Origin of the sequence: Sphingopyxis sp. SE2 (genome assembly GCF_032227185.1) — a bacterium.
GTDB lineage: Bacteria > Pseudomonadota > Alphaproteobacteria > Sphingomonadales > Sphingomonadaceae > Sphingopyxis.
The window spans coordinates 222,629-241,314 of the sequence record NZ_JAPMXW010000001.1; the positions used below are offsets into that span (position 1 = coordinate 222,629).

The 18,686-nt window shown below is 65.6% G+C and carries 17 protein-coding genes; 10 read left to right on the top strand and 7 right to left on the bottom strand.

From position 1 onward, the window contains the following. Positions 1-14 precede the first annotated feature (14 nt). From OVY29_RS00975 to OVY29_RS01000, 6 genes are all read left to right on the top strand, one after another. Positions 15-959: a hemolysin family protein gene (locus tag OVY29_RS00975; protein ID WP_037555333.1), complete on the top strand. Its 945-nt coding sequence runs from the start codon at positions 15-17 to the stop codon at positions 957-959. Positions 960-1,000: 41 nt separating this feature from the next. Beyond that, complete coding sequence (locus OVY29_RS00980) at positions 1,001-2,158, top strand: glycosyltransferase family 4 protein (RefSeq protein ID WP_037555334.1); 1,158 nt, start codon at positions 1,001-1,003, stop codon at positions 2,156-2,158. 7 nt (positions 2,159-2,165) lie between these two features. Further along, the gene (locus OVY29_RS00985; RefSeq protein WP_037555335.1) at positions 2,166-3,485 is read left to right on the top strand and encodes a replication-associated recombination protein A; all 1,320 of its coding nucleotides are present in this window, start codon (positions 2,166-2,168) and stop codon (positions 3,483-3,485) included. A gap of 87 nt (positions 3,486-3,572) precedes the next feature. Further along, the gene (locus OVY29_RS00990) at positions 3,573-4,319 is read left to right on the top strand and encodes a hypothetical protein (protein ID WP_037555336.1); all 747 of its coding nucleotides are present in this window, start codon (positions 3,573-3,575) and stop codon (positions 4,317-4,319) included. Positions 4,320-4,333: 14 nt separating this feature from the next. After that, the gene (locus tag OVY29_RS00995) at positions 4,334-4,687 is read left to right on the top strand and encodes an MmcQ/YjbR family DNA-binding protein (RefSeq protein WP_037555337.1); all 354 of its coding nucleotides are present in this window, start codon (positions 4,334-4,336) and stop codon (positions 4,685-4,687) included. Between the two features lie 4 nt (positions 4,688-4,691). Continuing rightward, a complete protein-coding gene (locus OVY29_RS01000) occupies positions 4,692-6,050 on the top strand; it encodes a serine hydrolase domain-containing protein (RefSeq protein WP_037555338.1) in 1,359 nt (452 codons plus the stop codon). Positions 6,051-6,056: 6 nt separating this feature from the next. Here the strand turns inward: OVY29_RS01000 and OVY29_RS01005 are convergent, their stop codons facing one another. Then, a complete protein-coding gene (locus tag OVY29_RS01005) occupies positions 6,057-6,473 on the bottom strand; it encodes a GFA family protein (protein WP_037555340.1) in 417 nt (138 codons plus the stop codon). A gap of 149 nt (positions 6,474-6,622) precedes the next feature. On the opposite strand from OVY29_RS01005, the gene OVY29_RS01010 reads away from it, so the two are divergent. Together OVY29_RS01010 and OVY29_RS01015 are read left to right on the top strand one after the other, a co-directional pair. Then, a complete protein-coding gene (locus tag OVY29_RS01010; protein ID WP_235211508.1) occupies positions 6,623-7,693 on the top strand; it encodes a glycosyltransferase family 2 protein in 1,071 nt (356 codons plus the stop codon). An 11-nt stretch (positions 7,694-7,704) separates the two neighbouring features. Further along, the gene (locus OVY29_RS01015; RefSeq protein WP_161786542.1) at positions 7,705-9,363 is read left to right on the top strand and encodes a glycosyltransferase family 39 protein; all 1,659 of its coding nucleotides are present in this window, start codon (positions 7,705-7,707) and stop codon (positions 9,361-9,363) included. 406 nt (positions 9,364-9,769) lie between these two features. Here OVY29_RS01015 and OVY29_RS01020 read toward each other — a convergent pair whose 3' ends face one another. The 5 genes from OVY29_RS01020 to OVY29_RS01040 form a co-directional block, all read right to left on the bottom strand. Next, a complete protein-coding gene (locus OVY29_RS01020; RefSeq protein ID WP_313910654.1) occupies positions 9,770-10,615 on the bottom strand; it encodes a hypothetical protein in 846 nt (281 codons plus the stop codon). Beyond that, positions 10,608-11,255, bottom strand: a complete 648-nt coding sequence (locus tag OVY29_RS01025; RefSeq protein WP_081933075.1) for an O-methyltransferase — start codon at positions 11,253-11,255, stop codon at positions 10,608-10,610. The genes OVY29_RS01020 and OVY29_RS01025 overlap by 8 nt, the downstream gene beginning before the upstream one ends. 83 nt (positions 11,256-11,338) lie before the next feature. Continuing rightward, on the bottom strand, positions 11,339-13,636 hold the full coding sequence (gene ptsP, locus OVY29_RS01030; RefSeq protein ID WP_037555344.1) for a phosphoenolpyruvate--protein phosphotransferase: 2,298 nt from the start codon (positions 13,634-13,636) through the stop codon (positions 11,339-11,341). A gap of 86 nt (positions 13,637-13,722) precedes the next feature. Continuing rightward, on the bottom strand, positions 13,723-14,478 hold the full coding sequence (locus OVY29_RS01035; protein ID WP_313910655.1) for a hypothetical protein: 756 nt from the start codon (positions 14,476-14,478) through the stop codon (positions 13,723-13,725). A 32-nt stretch (positions 14,479-14,510) separates the two neighbouring features. Next, positions 14,511-15,515 carry an NAD(P)H-dependent flavin oxidoreductase gene (locus tag OVY29_RS01040; RefSeq protein WP_037556705.1) on the bottom strand — a complete coding sequence of 335 codons (1,005 nt, stop codon included), beginning with the start codon at positions 15,513-15,515 and terminating at the stop codon, positions 14,511-14,513. 190 nt (positions 15,516-15,705) lie between these two features. Here OVY29_RS01040 and OVY29_RS01045 point away from each other — a divergent pair, with 190 nt between their 5' ends. Together OVY29_RS01045 and OVY29_RS01050 are read left to right on the top strand one after the other, a co-directional pair. Continuing rightward, positions 15,706-15,876: a YezD family protein gene (locus OVY29_RS01045; RefSeq protein WP_081933164.1), complete on the top strand. Its 171-nt coding sequence runs from the start codon at positions 15,706-15,708 to the stop codon at positions 15,874-15,876. Positions 15,877-15,978: 102 nt separating this feature from the next. Then, on the top strand, positions 15,979-18,399 hold the full coding sequence (locus tag OVY29_RS01050) for a TonB-dependent receptor (RefSeq protein ID WP_313910656.1): 2,421 nt from the start codon (positions 15,979-15,981) through the stop codon (positions 18,397-18,399). Positions 18,400-18,465: 66 nt separating this feature from the next. Here the strand turns inward: OVY29_RS01050 and OVY29_RS01055 are convergent, their stop codons facing one another. Next, positions 18,466-18,621, bottom strand: coding sequence for a hypothetical protein (locus OVY29_RS01055; protein ID WP_161786561.1), 156 nt, complete (start codon positions 18,619-18,621; stop codon positions 18,466-18,468). Between the last annotated feature and the right edge of the window lie 65 nt (positions 18,622-18,686).

Consider the following 18,686-nt stretch of genomic DNA (forward strand, 5'->3'; position numbering starts at 1 on the left):
GGAAAAGCCGGAAAATGCCCGACGACCAGGGATCTTCGAACCGATCGGAAGAGGACAGTAGCAGGTCCGGACTGCTGTCCGGACTGAAAAACCTGCTGTTCGGCGGCGACAAGGAACCGTCGCTGCGCGAACAGATCGAAGAGGTCATCGACGAGGCCGAGGAAGAGGGCGAGGACCGGCGCGGCAGCAATATCGTCGGCGACCTGTCGCCCATTGAACGCAAGATGCTGCGTAACCTCCTCCACTTCGGCGAACAGACCGTCGACGATGTCGCGGTGCCGCGCGCCGACATCATCGCCATCTCCGAAAGCGCCCCCTTTGCCGAGGTCGTCGCGCTGTTTGCCGAAGCGGGACACAGCCGCCTGCCGGTCTATCGCGAAAATCTCGACGAGGTCGTCGGCATGATCCACGTCAAGGACGTGTTCGCGGTGCTCGCCGAGGGGCGCCCGCCGCCGCCCTTGCTCGACCTGCTCCGCCAGCCGCTCTACGTCCCGCAATCGATGGGCGTGCTCGACCTGCTCGCCGAAATGCGCGCCAAGCGCACCCACCTCGCCATCGTCATCGACGAATATTCGGGCACCGAAGGCCTGCTGACGATCGAGGATCTGGTCGAGGAAATCGTGGGCGAGATCGAGGACGAGCATGACGACGAGCCCGAGCCGCTTATCGTCGCGGGCGAAGATGGCTGCTGGGACGCCGATGCGCGCGCCGAACTCGACGATGTGGGTGAGGTGGTCGACCCCCGGCTGGCGGACGTCGACGAGGATGTCGACACATTGGGCGGGCTCGCCGCGGTCCTCGCGGGACATGTTCCCGAGGTCGGCGAGATACTCCTCCATCCGAGCGGCTGGCGGCTCGAGGTGATCGAGGCCGACGAGCGCCGAGTCCACCGGCTGCGCCTCCACCCGCCCGTCGAAATCGATCTAGAAGCACCGTCGGAGCGTAGCGAAGAATTCTGACGCAATTGCCTTTGGACAGCGGAGGGATTAGGCGAAGCCCGATGGAAGTTTCCGATCTTCGCATCGCCCTGTTCAGCGGCAATTACAATATGACCACCGACGGTGCGAACAAGGCGCTCAATCGCCTGGTCGGCTTTCTGCTGGCGCATGGTGCGGCGGTGCGCGTCTATTCGCCGACCGTTGCCGACCCCGATTTCGCGCCGACCGGCGACCTCGTCAGTGTGCCGTCGATGGCGATTCCAGGGCGCAGCGAATATCGCATTCCGCTGAGCTTTTCGCCGCGCGTTCGCCAAGACATCACCGCATTCGCGCCCAATATCGTCCATATTTCCAGCCCCGACCGCGTGTCGCGGCAGGCGGCGGCGTGGGCGCGGCGACGGCGGCTACCGGTCGCCTGCTCGGTGCACACGCGCTTCGAGACCTATTTCCGCTATTACAACCTGTCGTTCCTCGAACCCGTCGTCGTCGCCTGGCTGCGCAAGCTCTACCGCAAGTGCGACGCGCTGATCGCACCCTCCGAAAGCTTTGCGCAGGTGCTGCGCGACCAGCGGATGAATTACGACATCGGCATCTGGACGCGCGGGGTCGAGCAGGGGGTCTTCAATCCCGGCCGGCGGGACATGGCGTGGCGCCGGTCGCTCGGTATTGGCGACGATGTGCCCGCGATCGCCTTTCTCGGCCGGCTCGTGATGGAAAAGGGGCTCGACGTCTTCGCCGACGCCATCGACGTGCTCCAGCGGCGCGGCGTGCCCCACAAGGTCGTCGTGATCGGCGAAGGGCCGGCGCGCGAATGGTTTGAATCGCGGCTGCCCGACGCCAGTTTCGTCGGCTTTCAGGGCGGCGCGGATCTCGCCCACGCGTTGGCATCGTGCGACATCTTCTTCAATCCGTCGGTCACCGAAACCTTCGGCAATGTGACCCTTGAAGCCATGGCGTGTGGGCTGCCGGTCGTGGCCGCCCGCGCCACCGGCAGCGCAAGCATCGTCAAGCATGGACAGACGGGCTATCTCGTCGCCCCCGGGTCGATCACCGGCTTTGCCGACCATCTCCAACATTATTGCCGCGACACCGCGCTCCGCGCCGAACATGGCGCGGCGGCGGTACTCGAAAGCGGTGCCTATCAATGGGATGCGATCAATCAGGCGGTCGCCGATACCTATATCCGCCTGATCCGTCAGAAACAGCGGCGCGGGGGCTGAGCGTCCGATGGCCGGGGATCTGTTCGGCGAGCGCGCACCCGACCAGCGCGATAGCGGCGCGACCGGTCCCGCGCCGCTCGCCGAGCGGCTGCGCCCGCGCACGCTCGCCGATGTCGTCGGGCAGGAGCATCTGACCGGTCCCGAGGGTGCGATCGGCCGCATGGTCGCCGCCGGGCAATTGTCGTCGATCATCCTCTGGGGCCCGCCGGGGACGGGCAAGACGACAATCGCGCGGCTGCTCGCCGAGGCGGTCGGCATGCGCTTCGCGCCCTTGTCGGCGGTCTTCTCGGGCGTCGCCGACCTCAGGCAAGCCTTCGCCGATGCCGAAAAGATGGCGGCCGCCGGCAAGCGCACCCTGCTCTTCGTCGACGAGATTCACCGGTTCAATCGCGCCCAGCAGGACGGCTTTCTGCCCTATGTCGAGCGCGGCACCGTGGTGCTCGTCGGCGCGACGACCGAGAATCCCAGCTTTGCATTGAACGCCGCGCTGCTCAGCCGCGCGCAGGTGCTCGTGCTGAACCGGCTCGGCGAGGGCGCGCTCGGCACATTGATCGAGCGCGCCGAGGCCGAAATCGGCCAGCGCTTGCCGGTGACCGACGCGGCGCGCGCCGCGCTGATCGCGAGCGCCGACGGCGACGGGCGCTTCCTGCTCAACCAGGTTGAAACTCTGTTTTCGGTGACGATCGAAGAACCGCTCGATCCGGCCGAGCTCGCGCAGTTCCTTCACCGCCGGATGCCGGTCTACGACAAGGACCGCGACGGCCACTACAATCTGATCTCGGCGCTCCATAAGGCACTGCGCGGATCGGACCCGCAGGCGGCGCTCTACTGGCTCGCGCGAATGCTCGTCGCGGGCGAGGAGCCGCTCTACGTCCTCCGGCGACTCACCCGCTTCGCGAGCGAGGATATCGGCCTCGCCGATCCGCAGGCTTTGGTGCAATGCCTCGCCGCGAAGGACGCCTATCAGTTCCTCGGTTCGCCCGAGGGCGAGCTCGCGATCGTGCAGGCCTGCCTCTATCTCGCCACCGCGCCGAAATCGAACGCGGCCTATGCGGCGCAGAAGGCCGCGTGGGCGGCGGCGCGCGAAACCGGCAGCCTCGCGCCCCCCGCGAACATTCTCAACGCCCCGACCAAGTTGATGAAAGATCTGGGTTATGGCGCGGGCTATAGTTACGACCATGACGCGCCCGACGGCTTTTCGGGCGACAATTACTGGCCCGACGAAATGGCGCCCGCGGACTTCTATCGCCCCGTCGATCGCGGCTTCGAAAAGCGCATCGCCGAGCGCCTCGCCTGGTGGGACGAGCGGCGCCGCGCGAAGGACTGAGGCTGGGGGCTTTCCGAGCCTTGCTCCGTATGACGCGAGGGTTTAATTTTCGCCGCGTCGGGTCGCGCCGGAACTGGGGTAGTCATCATGGCATTGGCGCTTGTCCTTGCCGCTGCAGCGACACCGATCCTGTCCTGTCCAGGCGGCACCGTCGAAACCATCTGCACCGCGGCGGAGGTGACCGCGAAGATCGCGGTGACGCGCGCGCGCCTCGCCAGTATCGCGCAGCGGTGCCTCTATGACTTCGGCGGCAAATGCAGCGTCGAGGCGAGCGGGCGGATCAACACCGCGGACCGCAGCGCGACCTTGTTATGGCAAAAAATGTTGCTCGCCCCGCGCGACGGCGCCCAAACGCGGATGCTCGTGCTCGTTGCACAGGACAAGGCGGGCAAGCCGACGCTCGCGGGTTTCGCTGAAAGCTCGGGATCGATCGGGGCGCCCGATCTGGTCGTCGATAACGACCAACGCCGGCTCGTTCATGTCGGCGGCGCGCTGGCGGGGAGCGGGGGCGGCAATGCCGATGCGCTCTTCATGAGCGATGCCGCCGCGCCCAAATGGCGGCGCGTCGATCTGTCCGACTGGTCCGAACAGGGTGGCAAGCTGCTGCCGACCGGCTATTGGCTGCGCGGCCCGGCCGCGTTCGCATTCGCCGAGATGGCCGCGTCGGCCCCGGTCGCGCGCGACGGCGACGGCAATTGCTGCCCGCGCGGCGGCAACGCCATGTTCGACCTCGACATTCAGGACGACCGGCTGGTGTTGACGCGCCTGCGCTTCCAGCCCATGCAGCCTCTGGGGCGCGACATAGAGGTCACCGCCGGGACATTGGAAGACTGAGTCACGCTGGCGAGATGGCTTTGAAATTCGGCAGCTGGGAGGATGTGGTCGCGTTCGCGTGCGCGCTTCCCGATGTCGAGATGCTTTCCTTTTATGGCACCCCCTGTCCCAAGCTTAACGGCAAGGCGCTCGCTTCGCCCGGGCGCGAGCCCGGCAGCTTTGCGGTCATGTGCAAGCCCGACGAAAAGGAAATCCTGCTTGAAACCGATCCCGACACCTTCTGGCAGACCCCGCATTATGAAGGGTGGCACGCGCTGCTCGTCCGTTTCGGATCGGACGACCCCGAACGCGTCGCCGATGTCCTGCGCCGTGCCTGGTGGGATCGCGCGAAAAAGGCGCAGCGGCAGGCCTTCGGCGATCGTCCCTGACCTGTTGCGCCTGTTCGGGGCTGCGCTCCTTGCGGGTGCGGCGCCCGCGGCGGCGCAGGCGCCGAAGCCCGACGCCGAACTCCATCGCGCCTGGGCGGCGGGCTATCGCGCCGCCTTCACCTGCTCGTCGCTGTGGAACGGTGCGGGAAAGTCGCTCGCGGCGATCGAGCGCGACGAGCTCACCAACATCTATCCCGAGATCGAAGCCGATGTCCGCGCGCTCAAGGCCGATGTCGACCCGCGCGCCAAACGGGTGAGCGTTACTTATCGCGACGACATGCCGCCGCGCATCGCCGAATGGCGCGGGCGCGAAGGCTGCGTCACCTTGCCGATCGGCGCGTCGGCACCGACGTCGGCGAAGGGCCGCGTGGCGGCGCGCCCGAACCTTGACGATCGGCCTTGGCCCATGGGCGACAGCGACAGCCGCGTCGTGGGGAAGTCCGCGGGTCTTCAGCCTTTCGTCGAGGTTCTCACCCATCGTGGAGACTTCGGCGGCCGCACCAGTTCGTTGATGATCGTCAAGCGCGGGCGGATCATGGTCGAATGGTATCAGCCCGGGCATGATCTGCACACCGCGCAGCGCACTTTCTCGGTCGCCAAGTCGATGGCCGCGACGCTGATCGGCCATGCGGTGCTCAAGGGGCGGATCGACGTGACGAAGCCTGCCATGATCGCCGAATGGAAATCCCCCGGCGACCCGCGCGCCGCGATCACCACCGAACAGCTGATGCGCATGGCGAGCGGCCTCACCAGCGACACCGCGGGCAATCGTACCGACGCCATCTATATGGGCGGCGCATCGGTGCGCCAGTGGACGACGCAATGGCCGCTGCTCAATCCGCCGAATGCGCGTTATCGCTATGCCAACAACGATACGTTGCTCGCGACGCTGTCGCTGAAGGCTGCGCTCGAAAAGGCGGAGACGCCGCTCGATCCCGCCGCCTTCTTCGACCGGCTCGGCATGACGCGCACCTTCGCCGAGCATGACAAGGACGGTAATTATATCCTGTCGAGCCAGGTCTGGACCAGCGCGCGCGACCTCGCGCGGCTCGGCCTTCTCTATCAGAATGACGGAGTGTGGCAGGGCGAACGCCTCCTTCCCGAAGGCTGGCGGCGCTTCGTCACGACACCCAGCGGACCGCAGCCCGACCGGGATTTCGGATATGGCGCGGGCTTCTGGCTGTTCGATAAATCGGACGGCATCCCCGCCGACGCTTTCGGCGCTTTCGGCAATCGCGGCCAATATCTGGTCGTCATTCCGTCGCGCCAGCTCGTTATCGTCCGCCAGGGCTATGACGACGGCAAGACCCGGCTCGACATCGCGAAGCTCGTCGCGGCGGTTGTCGCTGCCGACCCCCGATGACGCGCGCTATTCGAAGGGCGGATAGCGTTCGAACGCCGGCAGGTCGCTGAGCTTCTCCATCCAGCCGATGCGCTCGGCGGTCTGGATCTGCGCCTGTGCCGGGATCCGGTCGGGATCGTCGAGCGTCGCGCTTTGCACGTCGATCTGGCCGGGAAAGATCGACTCGTTGGTATAGAATAGCCCGGTGCCGCAATTGCCGCAGAAATGACGGCGGCCATGCTCCGACGAAGCATAGACTTTCGCCGTGCCGCTGATCTCGATCTCGTCGTTGCCGACGAGCGCCCAGCCGACGAGCGGAGCGCCCGAATGACGGCGGCAATCGCTGCAATGACACAGAGCATGGTGCTGCACCGCGGTGCTCATCGAATAGCGGATCTGGCCGCAATGGCATTGGCCGCTGACACGGGGGGCTTCGTCGTTCATCGCTCTCTCCCTTATAGAGTCGATGGGGAACATATCATAAACATAGCCGCCTCGGCAATGATGTGAGAGGTAAGCATTATCGGGATATTAACCACAGGCGCCTAGGCCGCAGAGACACGGATTTGGGGAATTTCCATGGATCAGGGCGGATGGGGAAAATCGGCTGCGGGACGATCGGCGTCGATGGCGACCCTGCGGAGGGTTGCACGATGAAGCTCGTCATCCAGATTCCCTGTCTGAACGAGGCCGAAGACCTCCCCGCGACGCTCGCGGCCTTGCCCCGCAAGATCGACGGTATCGACGCGATCGAAATCCTCGTCATCGACGACGGCAGCACCGACAATACGGCACAGGTCGCGCGCATGTGGGGCGTGCACCATGTCGTACGCCACCGCACCAACCGCGGTCTCGCCGCCGCATTCCGCTCGGGCATCGATGCCGCGCTCGCGGCGGGCGCCGACATCATCGTCAACACCGACGCCGACGGTCAATATGTCGGAGAGGATATCGCCCGGATCGTCGCGCCGATCCTCGACGGCCGCGCCGACATCGTCGTCGGCGACCGCGGCGCCGCCGACAATGCGCATTTCGGCCCGGTCAAGCGCCGGCTGCAGGAACTGGGCAGCCGGGTGGTCCAGCGCCTCGCCAATGTGCAGATTTCGGACGCCGTCAGCGGCTTTCGCGCGATCAGCCGCGAGGCGGCGCAGCGCATCAACATCACGACCGAGTTCAGCTATACGACCGACATGCTGATCCAGGCCGGCCGCAAGCGGCTGTCGATCCTGAGCGTGCCGATCCGTACCAACGCCACGCTGCGCCCGTCGCGTCTGTTCAAATCGATCCCGCGCTTCATCGTCAACACGGGCATCACGATGGCGCGCGCCTACACGACCTACAACCCGCTGCGCGCCTTCGTCGGCCTCGGGTTGGCCATCGCTTTCGTCGGCGTCGTGCCGATCGTCCGTTTCCTGATCTTTTTCCTGCAGGGCGGCGGCGACGGGCACATCCAGTCGCTGGTGATCGGCGGGGCGCTGCTGGTGCTTGGCGCGATGGTCGCGGTGATGGGCCTGCTCGCCGACCTGATCGCCGCGAACCGCAAGCTGATCGAAGCCGGCCTCGTCCGCCTGCACAAGATCGAGGCGCATCTGGATATGGCGACCGGCAGCGCTGCCGATCCGGTTTCCGGCGAGGTGAGAACCAAGCGTCGGGCCGAACGCTGAACATGGCATCGGTGGCCGATCGGCGAGGTTTCGCGGCGAGACTGCCGCGCCCGACCGCCGCGCAGCTATTATGCGCGATGCTGGCCTTCGTGCTGCTGCTCCAAGTCGAGCTCGTGTTTTCCAAAAGCGTGAACTGGGACGAATTTTTCCATTTCAGCCAGATTCACCAGCATCTGCTCGGGCGTCCGGCGCCATGGCTGCAGGCGCCCTTTGTCGCGCTGTTTTTCTGGGTGCCCGCGCTGCCCGGCGACAATATCGACCATATCCAGCTTATCCGCCTTCTGATTCTTCCGTTCGAAATCGTCACGATCGCGATGATCGCGGGAATGGTGCGCCGTTTCGCCGACCGCGAAACGGCGCTGCTTTGCGGTCTGATATATGCGACCGGTGGCTATGTGTTCTTGCACGCCTTCGCGCTGCGCGCCGACATGATCGCGGCGGCGCTGCTGATGACGGCGCTGTGGCTGATCCTTTGCCGTCCGCTGCGTGGTGGCAACATCGCCTTGATCCTTTTGCTTGTCGGATTGGCCTTCGTTTCGACAATCAAGGCGGTGCTTTATGCGCCCGCCTTTCTGGGCGTCCTGCTGTTCCGGCTGGAGCGGCCGGGCCATCGCCGGGCACTGGCGAGCGCAGCCATTCTGGTCTTGCTGGCAGGCTTGGCGCTGCTCTGGCTGGCCCCGCATCTGCCGGCGAGCGGGCCGGTCGGCGCGTTGCGCGACATCGGCGATCTGGGTCGCGCTTCGATCGACCGCATGTTTTCGGGCGGCGTCTTTCCCCAAGGGGTCTGGCTCGCGCTGCAGATCGTTTTCGCCCCGCTGCTGTCGGCCGCAATCTTCGCGGCGATCCTTCATGCCTGCTGGCCGGGGCGCGAGCCGATGGAGCGCATCCTCTTTCTCTCGCTCCTCGCGCCGCTGGCGACGGTGGCGATCTATCGCAACGCCTTTCCCTATCATTTCGCCTTCATCCTGCCCCCCGCCGCGGTCGCCATCGCGCCGGTGGTGGGCTGGCTTCGGCGGCGCTACGGGGTGGTCGCGGTTTCGTTCCTTCCGCTCGCCGGCGCGCTATTGTTGTCCTTGGGTCAGGACCGCGAGGTGCTGTCCAGCCAGCGGGCGATCCAGACCGGCATCCAGACGATATTTCCCGTGCCCGTCGCCTACATCGATAACAGTGGGATGGCGGGAAACTTTCCGCGTGCGGTCAATCACTTCGCCAGCGGATGGGGGCTGGATAATTACTATAGAGCGGGCGAACCGATTTACAGCGAGGCTTTGGCGGCTGAGCCGGTCCCGATGCTTCTGGCCAATAATGTGGTGCTGCGGAGCCTTTTTCACGACACGCTTTCCGGCGGCCGTCTTCTGCCCGCAGACGACGAGATCCTGCGCGAGAATTATATTCCACATTGGGGACGGGTGTTCGTTGCCGGAAAGGCCATCGCGAGGGGTGAACGGCCGCTTGCGATCGCGATCGCTGTTCCCGGACGCTATACGGTCGAGGGCGGGGGCATCGCCATCGATGGGGAATATTATCCCGCCGGAAGCGTGGTCACGCTAGCGAGAGGTATGCACAGCGTCGCGGGGAGCCGCGGCGTCGACGTGACGCTGCGTTGGGGCGATCATCTGGCCCGGCCGGCCTTTGCCTGGCCGAGCGGGCGCAGCTTTACGGAGTATTGAAGGGATCATGGACCAGCAGGGTGAAGCACCGAGCCATGTCGGTGTGGCGAAGTGCCGGAAAGGCGTCGCATGACGTCGCCGGCGATCAAGACGCCCGACCTCCGCGTCGGAAAACTTCCCGACGCCGGCTCGCTTTTCTGGCCGATGGCGGGGATCGTGCTGGCCCGGCACTTACACGGTGCGCGATGCGAGCATCACGATCGGCGACCGCGCGTTCGCGCCCGGGCAGTTGGTCCGTCTCGATCGCGGCGACTATCGGGCGTCGACCGCCGGAGCCTCGGGTGCGCGGCTGATCTGGGGCAAGAATATCGAGGTCCCGGCGCAGCCCGACGAGGGCGGGCCGCTGTTCATGCTGTTCTGCACCACGTCGCGGTCGCGGTATTGCTGCGGTCGTCGACGAACCCAGTCAGGGCTGGGCGCGGCGGCGCAGGGTGGCGAGGCCGTATCCGAGGTCGCCGGCGATCGACGATGCACGAAGCGCCAGCGTTGCCGCCATCAACCCCGCCGCGGGCAATCCCGGTCCGGCAAGCGCCAGCAAGGCAGCTTCGCGAACGCCGATGCCGCCCGGCGCGACCGGTACGACAAAGCCCGCGAGCCAGGCGAGCAGGAACAAGGCAGCAAAGTGGGTCAGGCTGGCGCCGGCGGGCAAAACGGTGGCGCCGATCAGCATCGCGGCCAGCGCAAAGGCGCCGAACGCTACGATCTGCAACGCGAGTGCAGTCAGCAGCGCGCGCCTTGCCGCCAGCGAGGCAGCGACGACGACGCCGGCCGCGGCGAGCGCGCCGAGCGGTTGACGACCGAACAGCAGGCAGACGGCGGCGACCGACATGCTGCTGACGACATGCAGGCCGACCTCGATCAGGGCCGACTTGGCGAGCAGCTTGTGCTCGATTCCGCTCTTCGCGCCTTCGATCTGGCGGCTCACATATTGGAACACCGATCCCGGCAGATATTTCATCAGCACGCCGCGGGCGTAGATGCGCGCCATGTCGCGCGGCGGATGGACCCGTTCGGGGTCGACCAGCGCCGTCCACGCGCGCGCCAGCGCGCGGTCGGCGGCGGCGAAAAGCAAGGGCGCGCCGATCATCGCGCCCGCGAGGCCCCACGAGGCGTGCGATTGAAGCGTCGACCATTCGAGCCGCCACAGCCGCTCGCCGATGAAGGCGATGCTGGTTGCAAGTGCTGCGCCGCCGACCCATCGCCCGATCCGTTCGAACGACGGCCGGCGCCGCGCAGCGGTCGCATCAGCCATAGAGGATGCTTGTGAAATCGGGATAGGGAACGCAATAGGAACGGCCGAAATAGCGACGCTCCCTGAGCCCGCAGTTTTCGATCCCGCTGCGATAGCGGCTGCGGCCGCTATCATCGAGCAAGATGATGCCGCCGGGCGCCAGATGCGGGATGGCCCGCGCCAGACATTCGGTACGGCGGCGTCCATCGACGACGATCAGGTCGAACGGACCGTCTGCCGCTTCGATCGCGCCGATATACGCCTCGCCATCGAGTTCGCGATGGTGCAGCTCGATGTTCGGATAGCGCGCGACCTCTTTGGTCAGGCGCTGGTGCCATTCGGCATGGTGCTCGACCGAGGTGACGCTCGCGGCGTGGCGAGCGAGCCAGATGGTGCTGGCGCCCGCGCCATATTCAAAAACCCGCGCCTTGGGACGAGACTGGAGAAATTCGGCGACCTCGCGCGTCGCGGCGACGTTCCACCACGGCAGGCCCAGTGCGATCATGCGCTCGATATCGTGGATCGCGAGTAGCGAAGCCGACCAGCGCAACCAGCCATATTCATCGCTTTGGCGTGCGTTTGCGGCAAGCCTTTCCATCGGGCCGAGGTCCGCAATCTTGTGCATGACCCCCGAGTAGGACCGTTTGACCAACTGCATCATCTTCTCCAGCCTCCCGAACGGGTGCAAGAGTGTATTAACCAAAACATCCCTGTCGAAAGGTTAATTTTGGTGCTGAAGCGCGATCAATCGCCCAGATCGACCTGATGCCGCTGGGCCCATTCCCGATACTGGCCACGCGGGTCGGCGGCGGGCTGGGCGAGGATCGCCGGCATGTCGGCGCGCAGCGCGCCGAGGTCGAGCGAGCGGATCATCGCCTTCACCGGACCGACGCCGGCCGGCGTGATCGACAGCCGCTCGATGCCGGCGCCGAGCAGCGCCATCGCTTCGAGGGGCCGTCCGCCCATTTCGCCGCACACGCCCAGCGCGACCTTCGATCCGGCCACGGTGCGGACGACGCGGGCGAGGTAGCGCATCACGACAGGGGAGAGCCAGTCGTACCGCTCGGCGAGCCGCGGGTGCGCGCGGTCGGCGGCGAAGAGGAACTGGGTGAGGTCGTTGGTGCCGACCGACAGGAAATCGAGGTGCGGCAGCATCAGGTCGAGCGTTTCGAGAAGGCCCGGCACCTCGAGCATCGCGCCATAGCGGATCGCCACCGGCAGCTTCTTGTTGTGGCTCGCGAGCCACGCGCGCTGGCTGACGAAGAGGTTGCGCGCCGCTTCATATTCCCATGGTTCGGACACCATCGGAAACATGACGTGGAGCGTGCGGCCGGCGGCGGCCTCCATCAGCGCGCGCGCCTGCACCTTGAGCAGCCCCTCGCGTTCGAGCGCCAGCCGCAGCGCGCGCCAGCCCATCGCCGGATTTTCCTCCTGCGCGCTGCCATCGACATTCATATAGGGCAGCGCCTTGTCGCCGCCGATGTCGACGGTGCGGAAGATCACCGGCCGGTCGCCCGCCGCGTCGAGAACGTCGCGGTAGAGCCGCTGCTGACGATCGCGCGACGGCAGCGTCGCCGACACGAGGAACTGGAATTCGGTGCGGAACAGCCCGATGCCGCGCGCGCCGGTCAGGTCGAGCGCGGCGACGTCTTCGCGCAGCCCCGCGTTGATCATCAGCTCGATCGGAACGCCGTCCTTGGTGACCGCGGGCAGGTCGCGCAGCGACGCGAGGTTGGCGCGGCGTTTCTGCGAAATCTCGAGCTTGGCATCGAACGCGTCCTGCACCGCCTGTGTCGGGCGGACGTGCAGCTGGCCCGCGGTGGCGTCGAGCAGCAGCAGATCGCCTTCGCGGATCGACGCCCGCACATCGTTGACGCGGCCGATCACGGGCACCCCCATCGCACGCGCGACGATGATGACGTGGGCGGTGAGCGATCCTTCCTCGAGCACCACGCCTTTCAGGCGGCGGCGATCATATTCGAGCAGTTCGGCGGGGCCGAGGTTGCGCGCGATCAGGATCGAATCCTGTCTGAGGCCCATCTGCGCCGCGGTGCCCATCTGCCCCGACACGATGCGGATCAGCCGGTTCGACAGATCCTCGAGGTCGTGCATGCGGTCGCGCAGCAGCGGATCGTCGATCTGGCGCATCCGCATCCGGGTGCGCTGCTGGACGCGTTCGATCGCCGCTTCGGCGGTCAGCCCGCTGTCGATCGCTTCGTTGATCCGGCGCGACCAGCCCTCGTCATAGGCGAACATCTTGTAGGTCTCGATGACCTCCTCATGTTCGCCGCCGACGCCGAAGTCGGCCGAACTCGCCATGCGGTCGATCTGCTCGCGCATCTTGTCGAACGCGGCATAGACGCGGTGGCGCTCGGCCTCGGTATCGTCGGCGACCGTATGCTCGATGGTGATGCGCGGCTGGTGGAACACCGCGACCCCGGCGCCCATGCCGTCGACCAGCTTCTGCCCGTTCAGCCGCTGCGCCGACTGATCGGCGGCGGCGGCGTCGGTGCGCGCGGCGGTGTCGACCAGGTCGGCGTTGGCGATCAGTTCGGACAGCACCATGGCGACGGTCTGCAACGTCTCGATCTCGATATCGTCGTAACGCCTCGGGTCGGCATGCTGGACGCACAGCACGCCGACGGCGCGCTCGCGGCGGATGATCGGCACGCCGGCAAAGCTGTGGAACAACTCCTCGCCCGTTTCGGGGCGATAGGAAAAGTCGGGGTGCGCCGCCGCTTCGTCGAGGTTCAGCGTCTCGATCTGGTCGGCGATCGTGCCGACCAGCCCTTCGCCGAGGCCGAGCCGGGTGACGTGCACCGCCTCCTGCTTCAGCCCGCGCGTCGCATAAAGTTCGAGCGTGCCGTCGCGCAGCAGATAGATCGAACAGACCTCGCTATCGAGGCATTCGCCGATGATGCCGACGACCTGATTGAGCTTGCCCTGGGCATTGACGCGCGACGCCATGACCTCGTGCAGCCGGGTCAATATGGTGCGCGCGGACTGGGCGGCCGACGAGGGCGGGGGCGGGGCGTTGGTCATCGCAATCCTGCTAACAGAAGGATGCGGCGCGCGCCAATACCCCGCGCGCGATTGTCCGCGCTATTCCTGAATGCTCCGCAATTCCCTCAGGGATTTCCGGTCGGGCTGGCCGGGGCCGTCGTCGGCGCGACCGGCGTGGTGCCGGTCGTGATCGCCGGGCCGATCGGCGTCGCCGGCATCGGCGTCGTCATCACCGCCGGCGGCGGCGCATATTTCGCGTCCCAGGCGATCACGTCGGCCTGATACTGTGCATAGGCCTCGTAAAATTGCTTGAACGGCTCGTCGAGCCGCGCGAGGTGCGCGGGCGACTGCTCGACGAGCTGGTCGGTCGGGGTCGTCGAGACGATCTGCGCGATCTCGTTGGCGCGCGCACAGAAAGCGCGCTGCGCGGGCGGCTGCGCAAAATAGTTGAACAGCTGCGTCGACAGGCGGTCGCGCGGCGCGATGCCGTTATTCTTGTTTTCCTTGCCGAGGTCCTTGATCACCGATTTCTCGGTCGACTTGATCACCTTGCCGTGCGTCTTGATGATATCGTTATAGGCCGAAACCAGCGTCGATTCCTCGACGCCGCGGCACCCGATGGCGGCGACGTTCAGCCCGATCTTGAGCTGCCAGAAGGCGCGGTCGCCGGTGACGCCGCTGTTCGCGGTGACGAAACCTCCGTCGATCCCGCGGCCGGGAAGAATCTGCGTCAGCGACGCATTGCCGGCAGCAGCGGCCGCGGCGGGATGGTGACGACGACCGGCGGCGGCGGGTGGGGGAGGCGGCGGGGGCGGCTTCGGCGCACAGGCGGCGACGCTCGCCAGCAGACCTGCTACGATGATCTTACGCGACAAATTCATGATCCACTCCCCAACCGCATCACCATGCGGCATCAACCCCGCGCGTGCAACGCCGCTTCGGCCTGTTGCACCAGAGATGCGACAATCGCTGCCGCACTCTCCTCTTCGGATACCATACCGACAGATTGCCCTGCCATTAACGAACCATTTTCGACGTCGCCGTCGATGACGGCGCGGCGCAGCGCGCCCGCCCAATAATGTTCGATTTCGAGCTGCGCTTCACCCATGTCGACCTCACCGGCGTCAAGTTTGTTCGCGACCTCGCGCTGCTTCGCGGTAAAGGCTTCGGTCCCGGCATTTTTGAGCGCGCGGACCGGGATGACGGGCAGGCGCGGGTCGATCTGGACGCTCGCGACCGCTTCGCGCGCCGAGGCGCGCATGAAGGCCTTTTTGAAGTTGGGATGCGCGATGCTCTCGGTCGCGCACACAAAGCGCGTGCCGAGCTGAACCCCCGACGCGCCCATCTCCAGATAGGCGGCGATCGCCTCGCCGCGGCCGATCCCGCCGGCGACGAAAACCGGCACTTCGTCGGCGAGCGTCGGCAGGATCTCCTGCGCGAGCACGCTCGTCGACACCGGGCCGATATGGCCACCTGCCTCCATCCCCTCGATCACCAGCGCGTCGACGCCCGAACGGACGAGCTTTTTGGCGAGCGCCAGCGTCGGCGCGAAACAGATGACCTTGGCACCCGACGCCTTGATCGCCTCGAGGCTGCCCTTCGGCGGCAAGCCGCCCGCGAGCACGACATGGCCGATGCGATGCTTGGCGCATACCTCGATCAATTCGAACAATTGCGGGTGCATGGTTATCAGGTTGACGCCGAAATTGCGGGTCGCCAACGCCTTGGTCCCGGCGATTTCGGCATCGAGCAACGCGGGCGTCATCGCGCCGCACGCGATCACGCCAAAGCCGCCGGCATTGCTGATCGCGCTGACCAGATGGCGTTCGGAAACCCAGCTCATCGCGCCGCACAGGATTGCATAGTCGCTACCGAGTAGTTCGGTTCCGCGGGCCATCAGATCGTTAATTTTGCTCATTGAGGCTGCCTTTGCCAGCACTGGGACTCGCGCGCAATCCCTGGCGTCATCGCGCCCGTCGACCCGCCGCACGCTTGAATCGATTGGGCGCGACAACCGAACCTTTCGGCGCAGAAAGCAAATCAATCATTGTCAACTAAATCACTTGGCATATGCTTTGGCGGCGAATCCAGAAGGGAAAGGAATGATCATGAGCGCTATCAGGGACGTCGCCAAAGACGGCTCCGAAGAGGTGCCCCGCGCCATCCAGACCGTGCTCGATGCCCTCGACAAGCTGAAGTTCGGCGCGATCCAGCTGACCGTGCACGAAGGACGACTGGTGCAAGTCGATGTGACCGAGCGGCACCGCTACCCCAACTGATGTAGGTTTCAGGCTCCAACTACTCCCAACGGGGATATTCCCCACCTCATGCCGCAGACCGGACCACCGGATGTGGCAATTTTCTTGCAACAGGAAATTGTCATGACCGCAAAATATCCGTCTGTCCGCCGGCGCCTTCCGGCCGGCCTCTTCACGCTTTCCCTCGCCTTGGCGATCGCCGCGGACCCCGCCGCCGCATCGGAAACTGCCGACGACACCGCCGCCGCCGATGACGCTGCGCAGGTCGAAGGCGGAAGCTACGGCGGCGAGATCATCGTCACCGCGCGGCGGCGCAGCGAAACCGCGCAGGACGTGCCGATCGCCATCTCGGTCGTTGACGGCGAACAGATCGACAATACCGGCAGCTTCAACGTCGGCCGGCTGACCCAGCTCACGCCGACGCTGCAATTCTACTCGTCGAACCCGCGCAACACGGCGGTCAATATCCGCGGTATCGGCGCGCCGTTCGGTCTGACCAACGACGGCATCGAACAGGGCGTCGGCATCTATGTCGACGACGTCTATTATTCGCGCGTCGCTTCCTCGACCTTCGACTTCCTCGACGTCGCGCAGATCGAAGTGCTGCGCGGGCCGCAGGGGACGCTCTACGGCAAGAATACGACCGCCGGCGCGATCAACATCACGACCAACCAGCCGACCTTCGATTTCGAGGGCAAGGCCGAGGTCAGCATCGGCAATCTCGATTTCAAACAGGCGAAGGCCGCGATCTCGGGACCGCTGTCCGAGTGGCTTGCGGCGCGCATCGCGGTCTCCTCGACCAGCCGCCGCGGCACGATCTACAATGTGACGACCGACCGTTATATCCAGAGCCAGGACAATATCGGCATTCGCGGCCAACTGCTCTGGCGGCCGGCCGACAATCTCGACATCACGCTCGCCGGCGACTGGAACAAGCAAGAGGCGGTGTGCTGCGGCTCGGTTTTCGTCCGCACCGGCGAAACGCAGCGGCCGCTGAACCGCCAGTTCGCCGCGCTCGCGGCGGCGCAGGGCTATGCCTTCCCGAGCGAGAATCCCTATGACCGGCTCACCGACCTCGACGCCAATCTGAATGCGGGCAACGAGATCGGCGGCGCGTCGCTGCGCGTCAAATGGGACCTCGGACCGGGCATGCTGACCTCGGTGACCGCGTGGCGCTATTGGGACTGGCAGCCCGAAAACGATCGCGACTTCACCGGCCTGCCGATCGTCACGAGATCGCAGAACCCGTCGCAGCAGGATCAATATACGCAGGAGCTGCGCTATAATTACACCGGCGATCGCTTCGATTTCGTCATCGGGGGCTTCTATTATTACCAGCGCATCGAGACGCAGGGCACCGAAGGCCATGGCCCCGCGTCGAGCCGCTGGACGATCAATCCGTCGAACCCGCTGTCGAACGATCCCTCGGTGCTGGGCGGCCTGACCGCGATCAACACGCAATATCTCAAGAACACCAGCGCGGCGCTGTTCGGGCAGCTGAGCTGGAAAATCACCGATCAGCTGACGATCCAGCCCGGCGTCCGGGTGAATTATGACAAGAAGGACGGCTACTACCGGCGTCTCGTCTTTGCCGGCGACGGCTCGCCGGTGACGGCGGACCTGACAGATGCGGTGTCGGCCGCCCGGCTCGCCGTGTTCACGCCGCAGGAATATGCGCCCTCGTTCAGCGACTGGAATTTCAGCTACGACCTGACCGCGACATGGAAGGCGGCGCGCGACCTGCTCCTCTATGCGACCTATGCGAAGACGTTCAAATCGGGGGGCATCAACCAGAATGGCGTGCCGAACGGCGCCGACGGCGACCCGATCCTCGCCGCCGCGACGGTGAAACCCGAATCGGTCGATCATTATGAGGCGGGGGTGAAGGCCGAATTCTGGGATCGGCGGGCGACCTTCAATCTCAGCGCGTTTCGCACCGACATCAAGAATTTTCAGGCCAATGTGAATAATGGGCAGTTCGGCGTGCTCCGCGGCTATCTGGCCAATGCGGGCAAGGTCCGCACGCAGGGCGTCGAATTCGACTTCTCAGTGCGGCCGAGCGAGCGGTTTCGCGCCTATGCCAATGGCGCTTATACCGATGCCAAATATGAACGCTTCGTCGACGCGCCGTGCCCACCCGAACTGTCGGGCGGGTCCGCCAGCGCGCCGAACTGCGACATTTCGGGGCAGCGCCTGCCCGGCGTGTCGAAATGGGCCTTTTCGTTCGGGGCGGAAGCCAATGCCGAATCCAGCCTGTTCGGACAGGATGGGCAATTCTATCTGGGTTATGACGGCAGCTACCGGTCGGACTGGTCGTCGAACCCGTCGCCGTCGGCCTACACCTGGATCGAGGGTTATTCGCTTTCGAACTTCCGCGCCGGTTTCCGGACCGAAACCGGGCTCGACATCTTCGGCTGGGTGCGCAACGCGTTCGACCAGAATTATCTTGAGCAATTGAGCGTGGGGCCGGGCAATACCGGGCTGATCACTGGCCTGCCGGGCGATCCCCGCACTTGGGGCGGGACGATCAAGGCTAGCTTCTGATCTTCCCTTACCAGCAAAAGAAAAGGGCGGCCCCGCGGGGCCACCCTTTCTCATGCAGGCTGCTGGTCAGCGCTGCTGCGGGTTTTTGCCTTGGTCCTGATCGGACCGCTGGCCGCCTTGCTGGCGATCCTGGCCGCCCTGCTGTTGCTGCTGGCGACGTTGTTCCTCGTCGCGATCAGCCTGCGGGTTCTTCTGGTTCTGCTGGTTCGGGTTGTTAGCCACTTTCCATCTCCTTTTGCCGCGCCATGCCATCATGCCGCGACACCGGATCAACCCGTGGCCGAGTC

What these genes read in the sequence shown, in the direction of transcription:
- OVY29_RS01050 (WP_313910656.1), top strand. Translation starts at nt 15,979, where the DNA reads ATGACCGCAAAATATCCGTCTGTCCGCCGGCGCCTTCCGGCCGGCCTC.
- OVY29_RS01005 (WP_037555340.1), bottom strand. Translation starts at nt 6,473, where the DNA reads ATGAACGACGAAGCCCCCCGTGTCAGCGGCCAATGCCATTGCGGCCAG.
- OVY29_RS00975 (WP_037555333.1), top strand. Translation starts at nt 15, where the DNA reads ATGCCCGACGACCAGGGATCTTCGAACCGATCGGAAGAGGACAGTAGC.
- ptsP (WP_037555344.1), bottom strand. Translation starts at nt 13,636, where the DNA reads ATGACCAACGCCCCGCCCCCGCCCTCGTCGGCCGCCCAGTCCGCGCGC.
- OVY29_RS01035 (WP_313910655.1), bottom strand. Translation starts at nt 14,478, where the DNA reads ATGAATTTGTCGCGTAAGATCATCGTAGCAGGTCTGCTGGCGAGCGTC.
- OVY29_RS01010 (WP_235211508.1), top strand. Translation starts at nt 6,623, where the DNA reads ATGGGGAAAATCGGCTGCGGGACGATCGGCGTCGATGGCGACCCTGCG.
- OVY29_RS01045 (WP_081933164.1), top strand. Translation starts at nt 15,706, where the DNA reads ATGAGCGCTATCAGGGACGTCGCCAAAGACGGCTCCGAAGAGGTGCCC.
- OVY29_RS01020 (WP_313910654.1), bottom strand. Translation starts at nt 10,615, where the DNA reads ATGGCTGATGCGACCGCTGCGCGGCGCCGGCCGTCGTTCGAACGGATC.
- OVY29_RS00990 (WP_037555336.1), top strand. Translation starts at nt 3,573, where the DNA reads ATGGCATTGGCGCTTGTCCTTGCCGCTGCAGCGACACCGATCCTGTCC.
- OVY29_RS00985 (WP_037555335.1), top strand. Translation starts at nt 2,166, where the DNA reads ATGGCCGGGGATCTGTTCGGCGAGCGCGCACCCGACCAGCGCGATAGC.
- OVY29_RS01025 (WP_081933075.1), bottom strand. Translation starts at nt 11,255, where the DNA reads ATGATGCAGTTGGTCAAACGGTCCTACTCGGGGGTCATGCACAAGATT.
- OVY29_RS00980 (WP_037555334.1), top strand. Translation starts at nt 1,001, where the DNA reads ATGGAAGTTTCCGATCTTCGCATCGCCCTGTTCAGCGGCAATTACAAT.
- OVY29_RS00995 (WP_037555337.1), top strand. Translation starts at nt 4,334, where the DNA reads ATGGCTTTGAAATTCGGCAGCTGGGAGGATGTGGTCGCGTTCGCGTGC.
- OVY29_RS01040 (WP_037556705.1), bottom strand. Translation starts at nt 15,515, where the DNA reads ATGAGCAAAATTAACGATCTGATGGCCCGCGGAACCGAACTACTCGGT.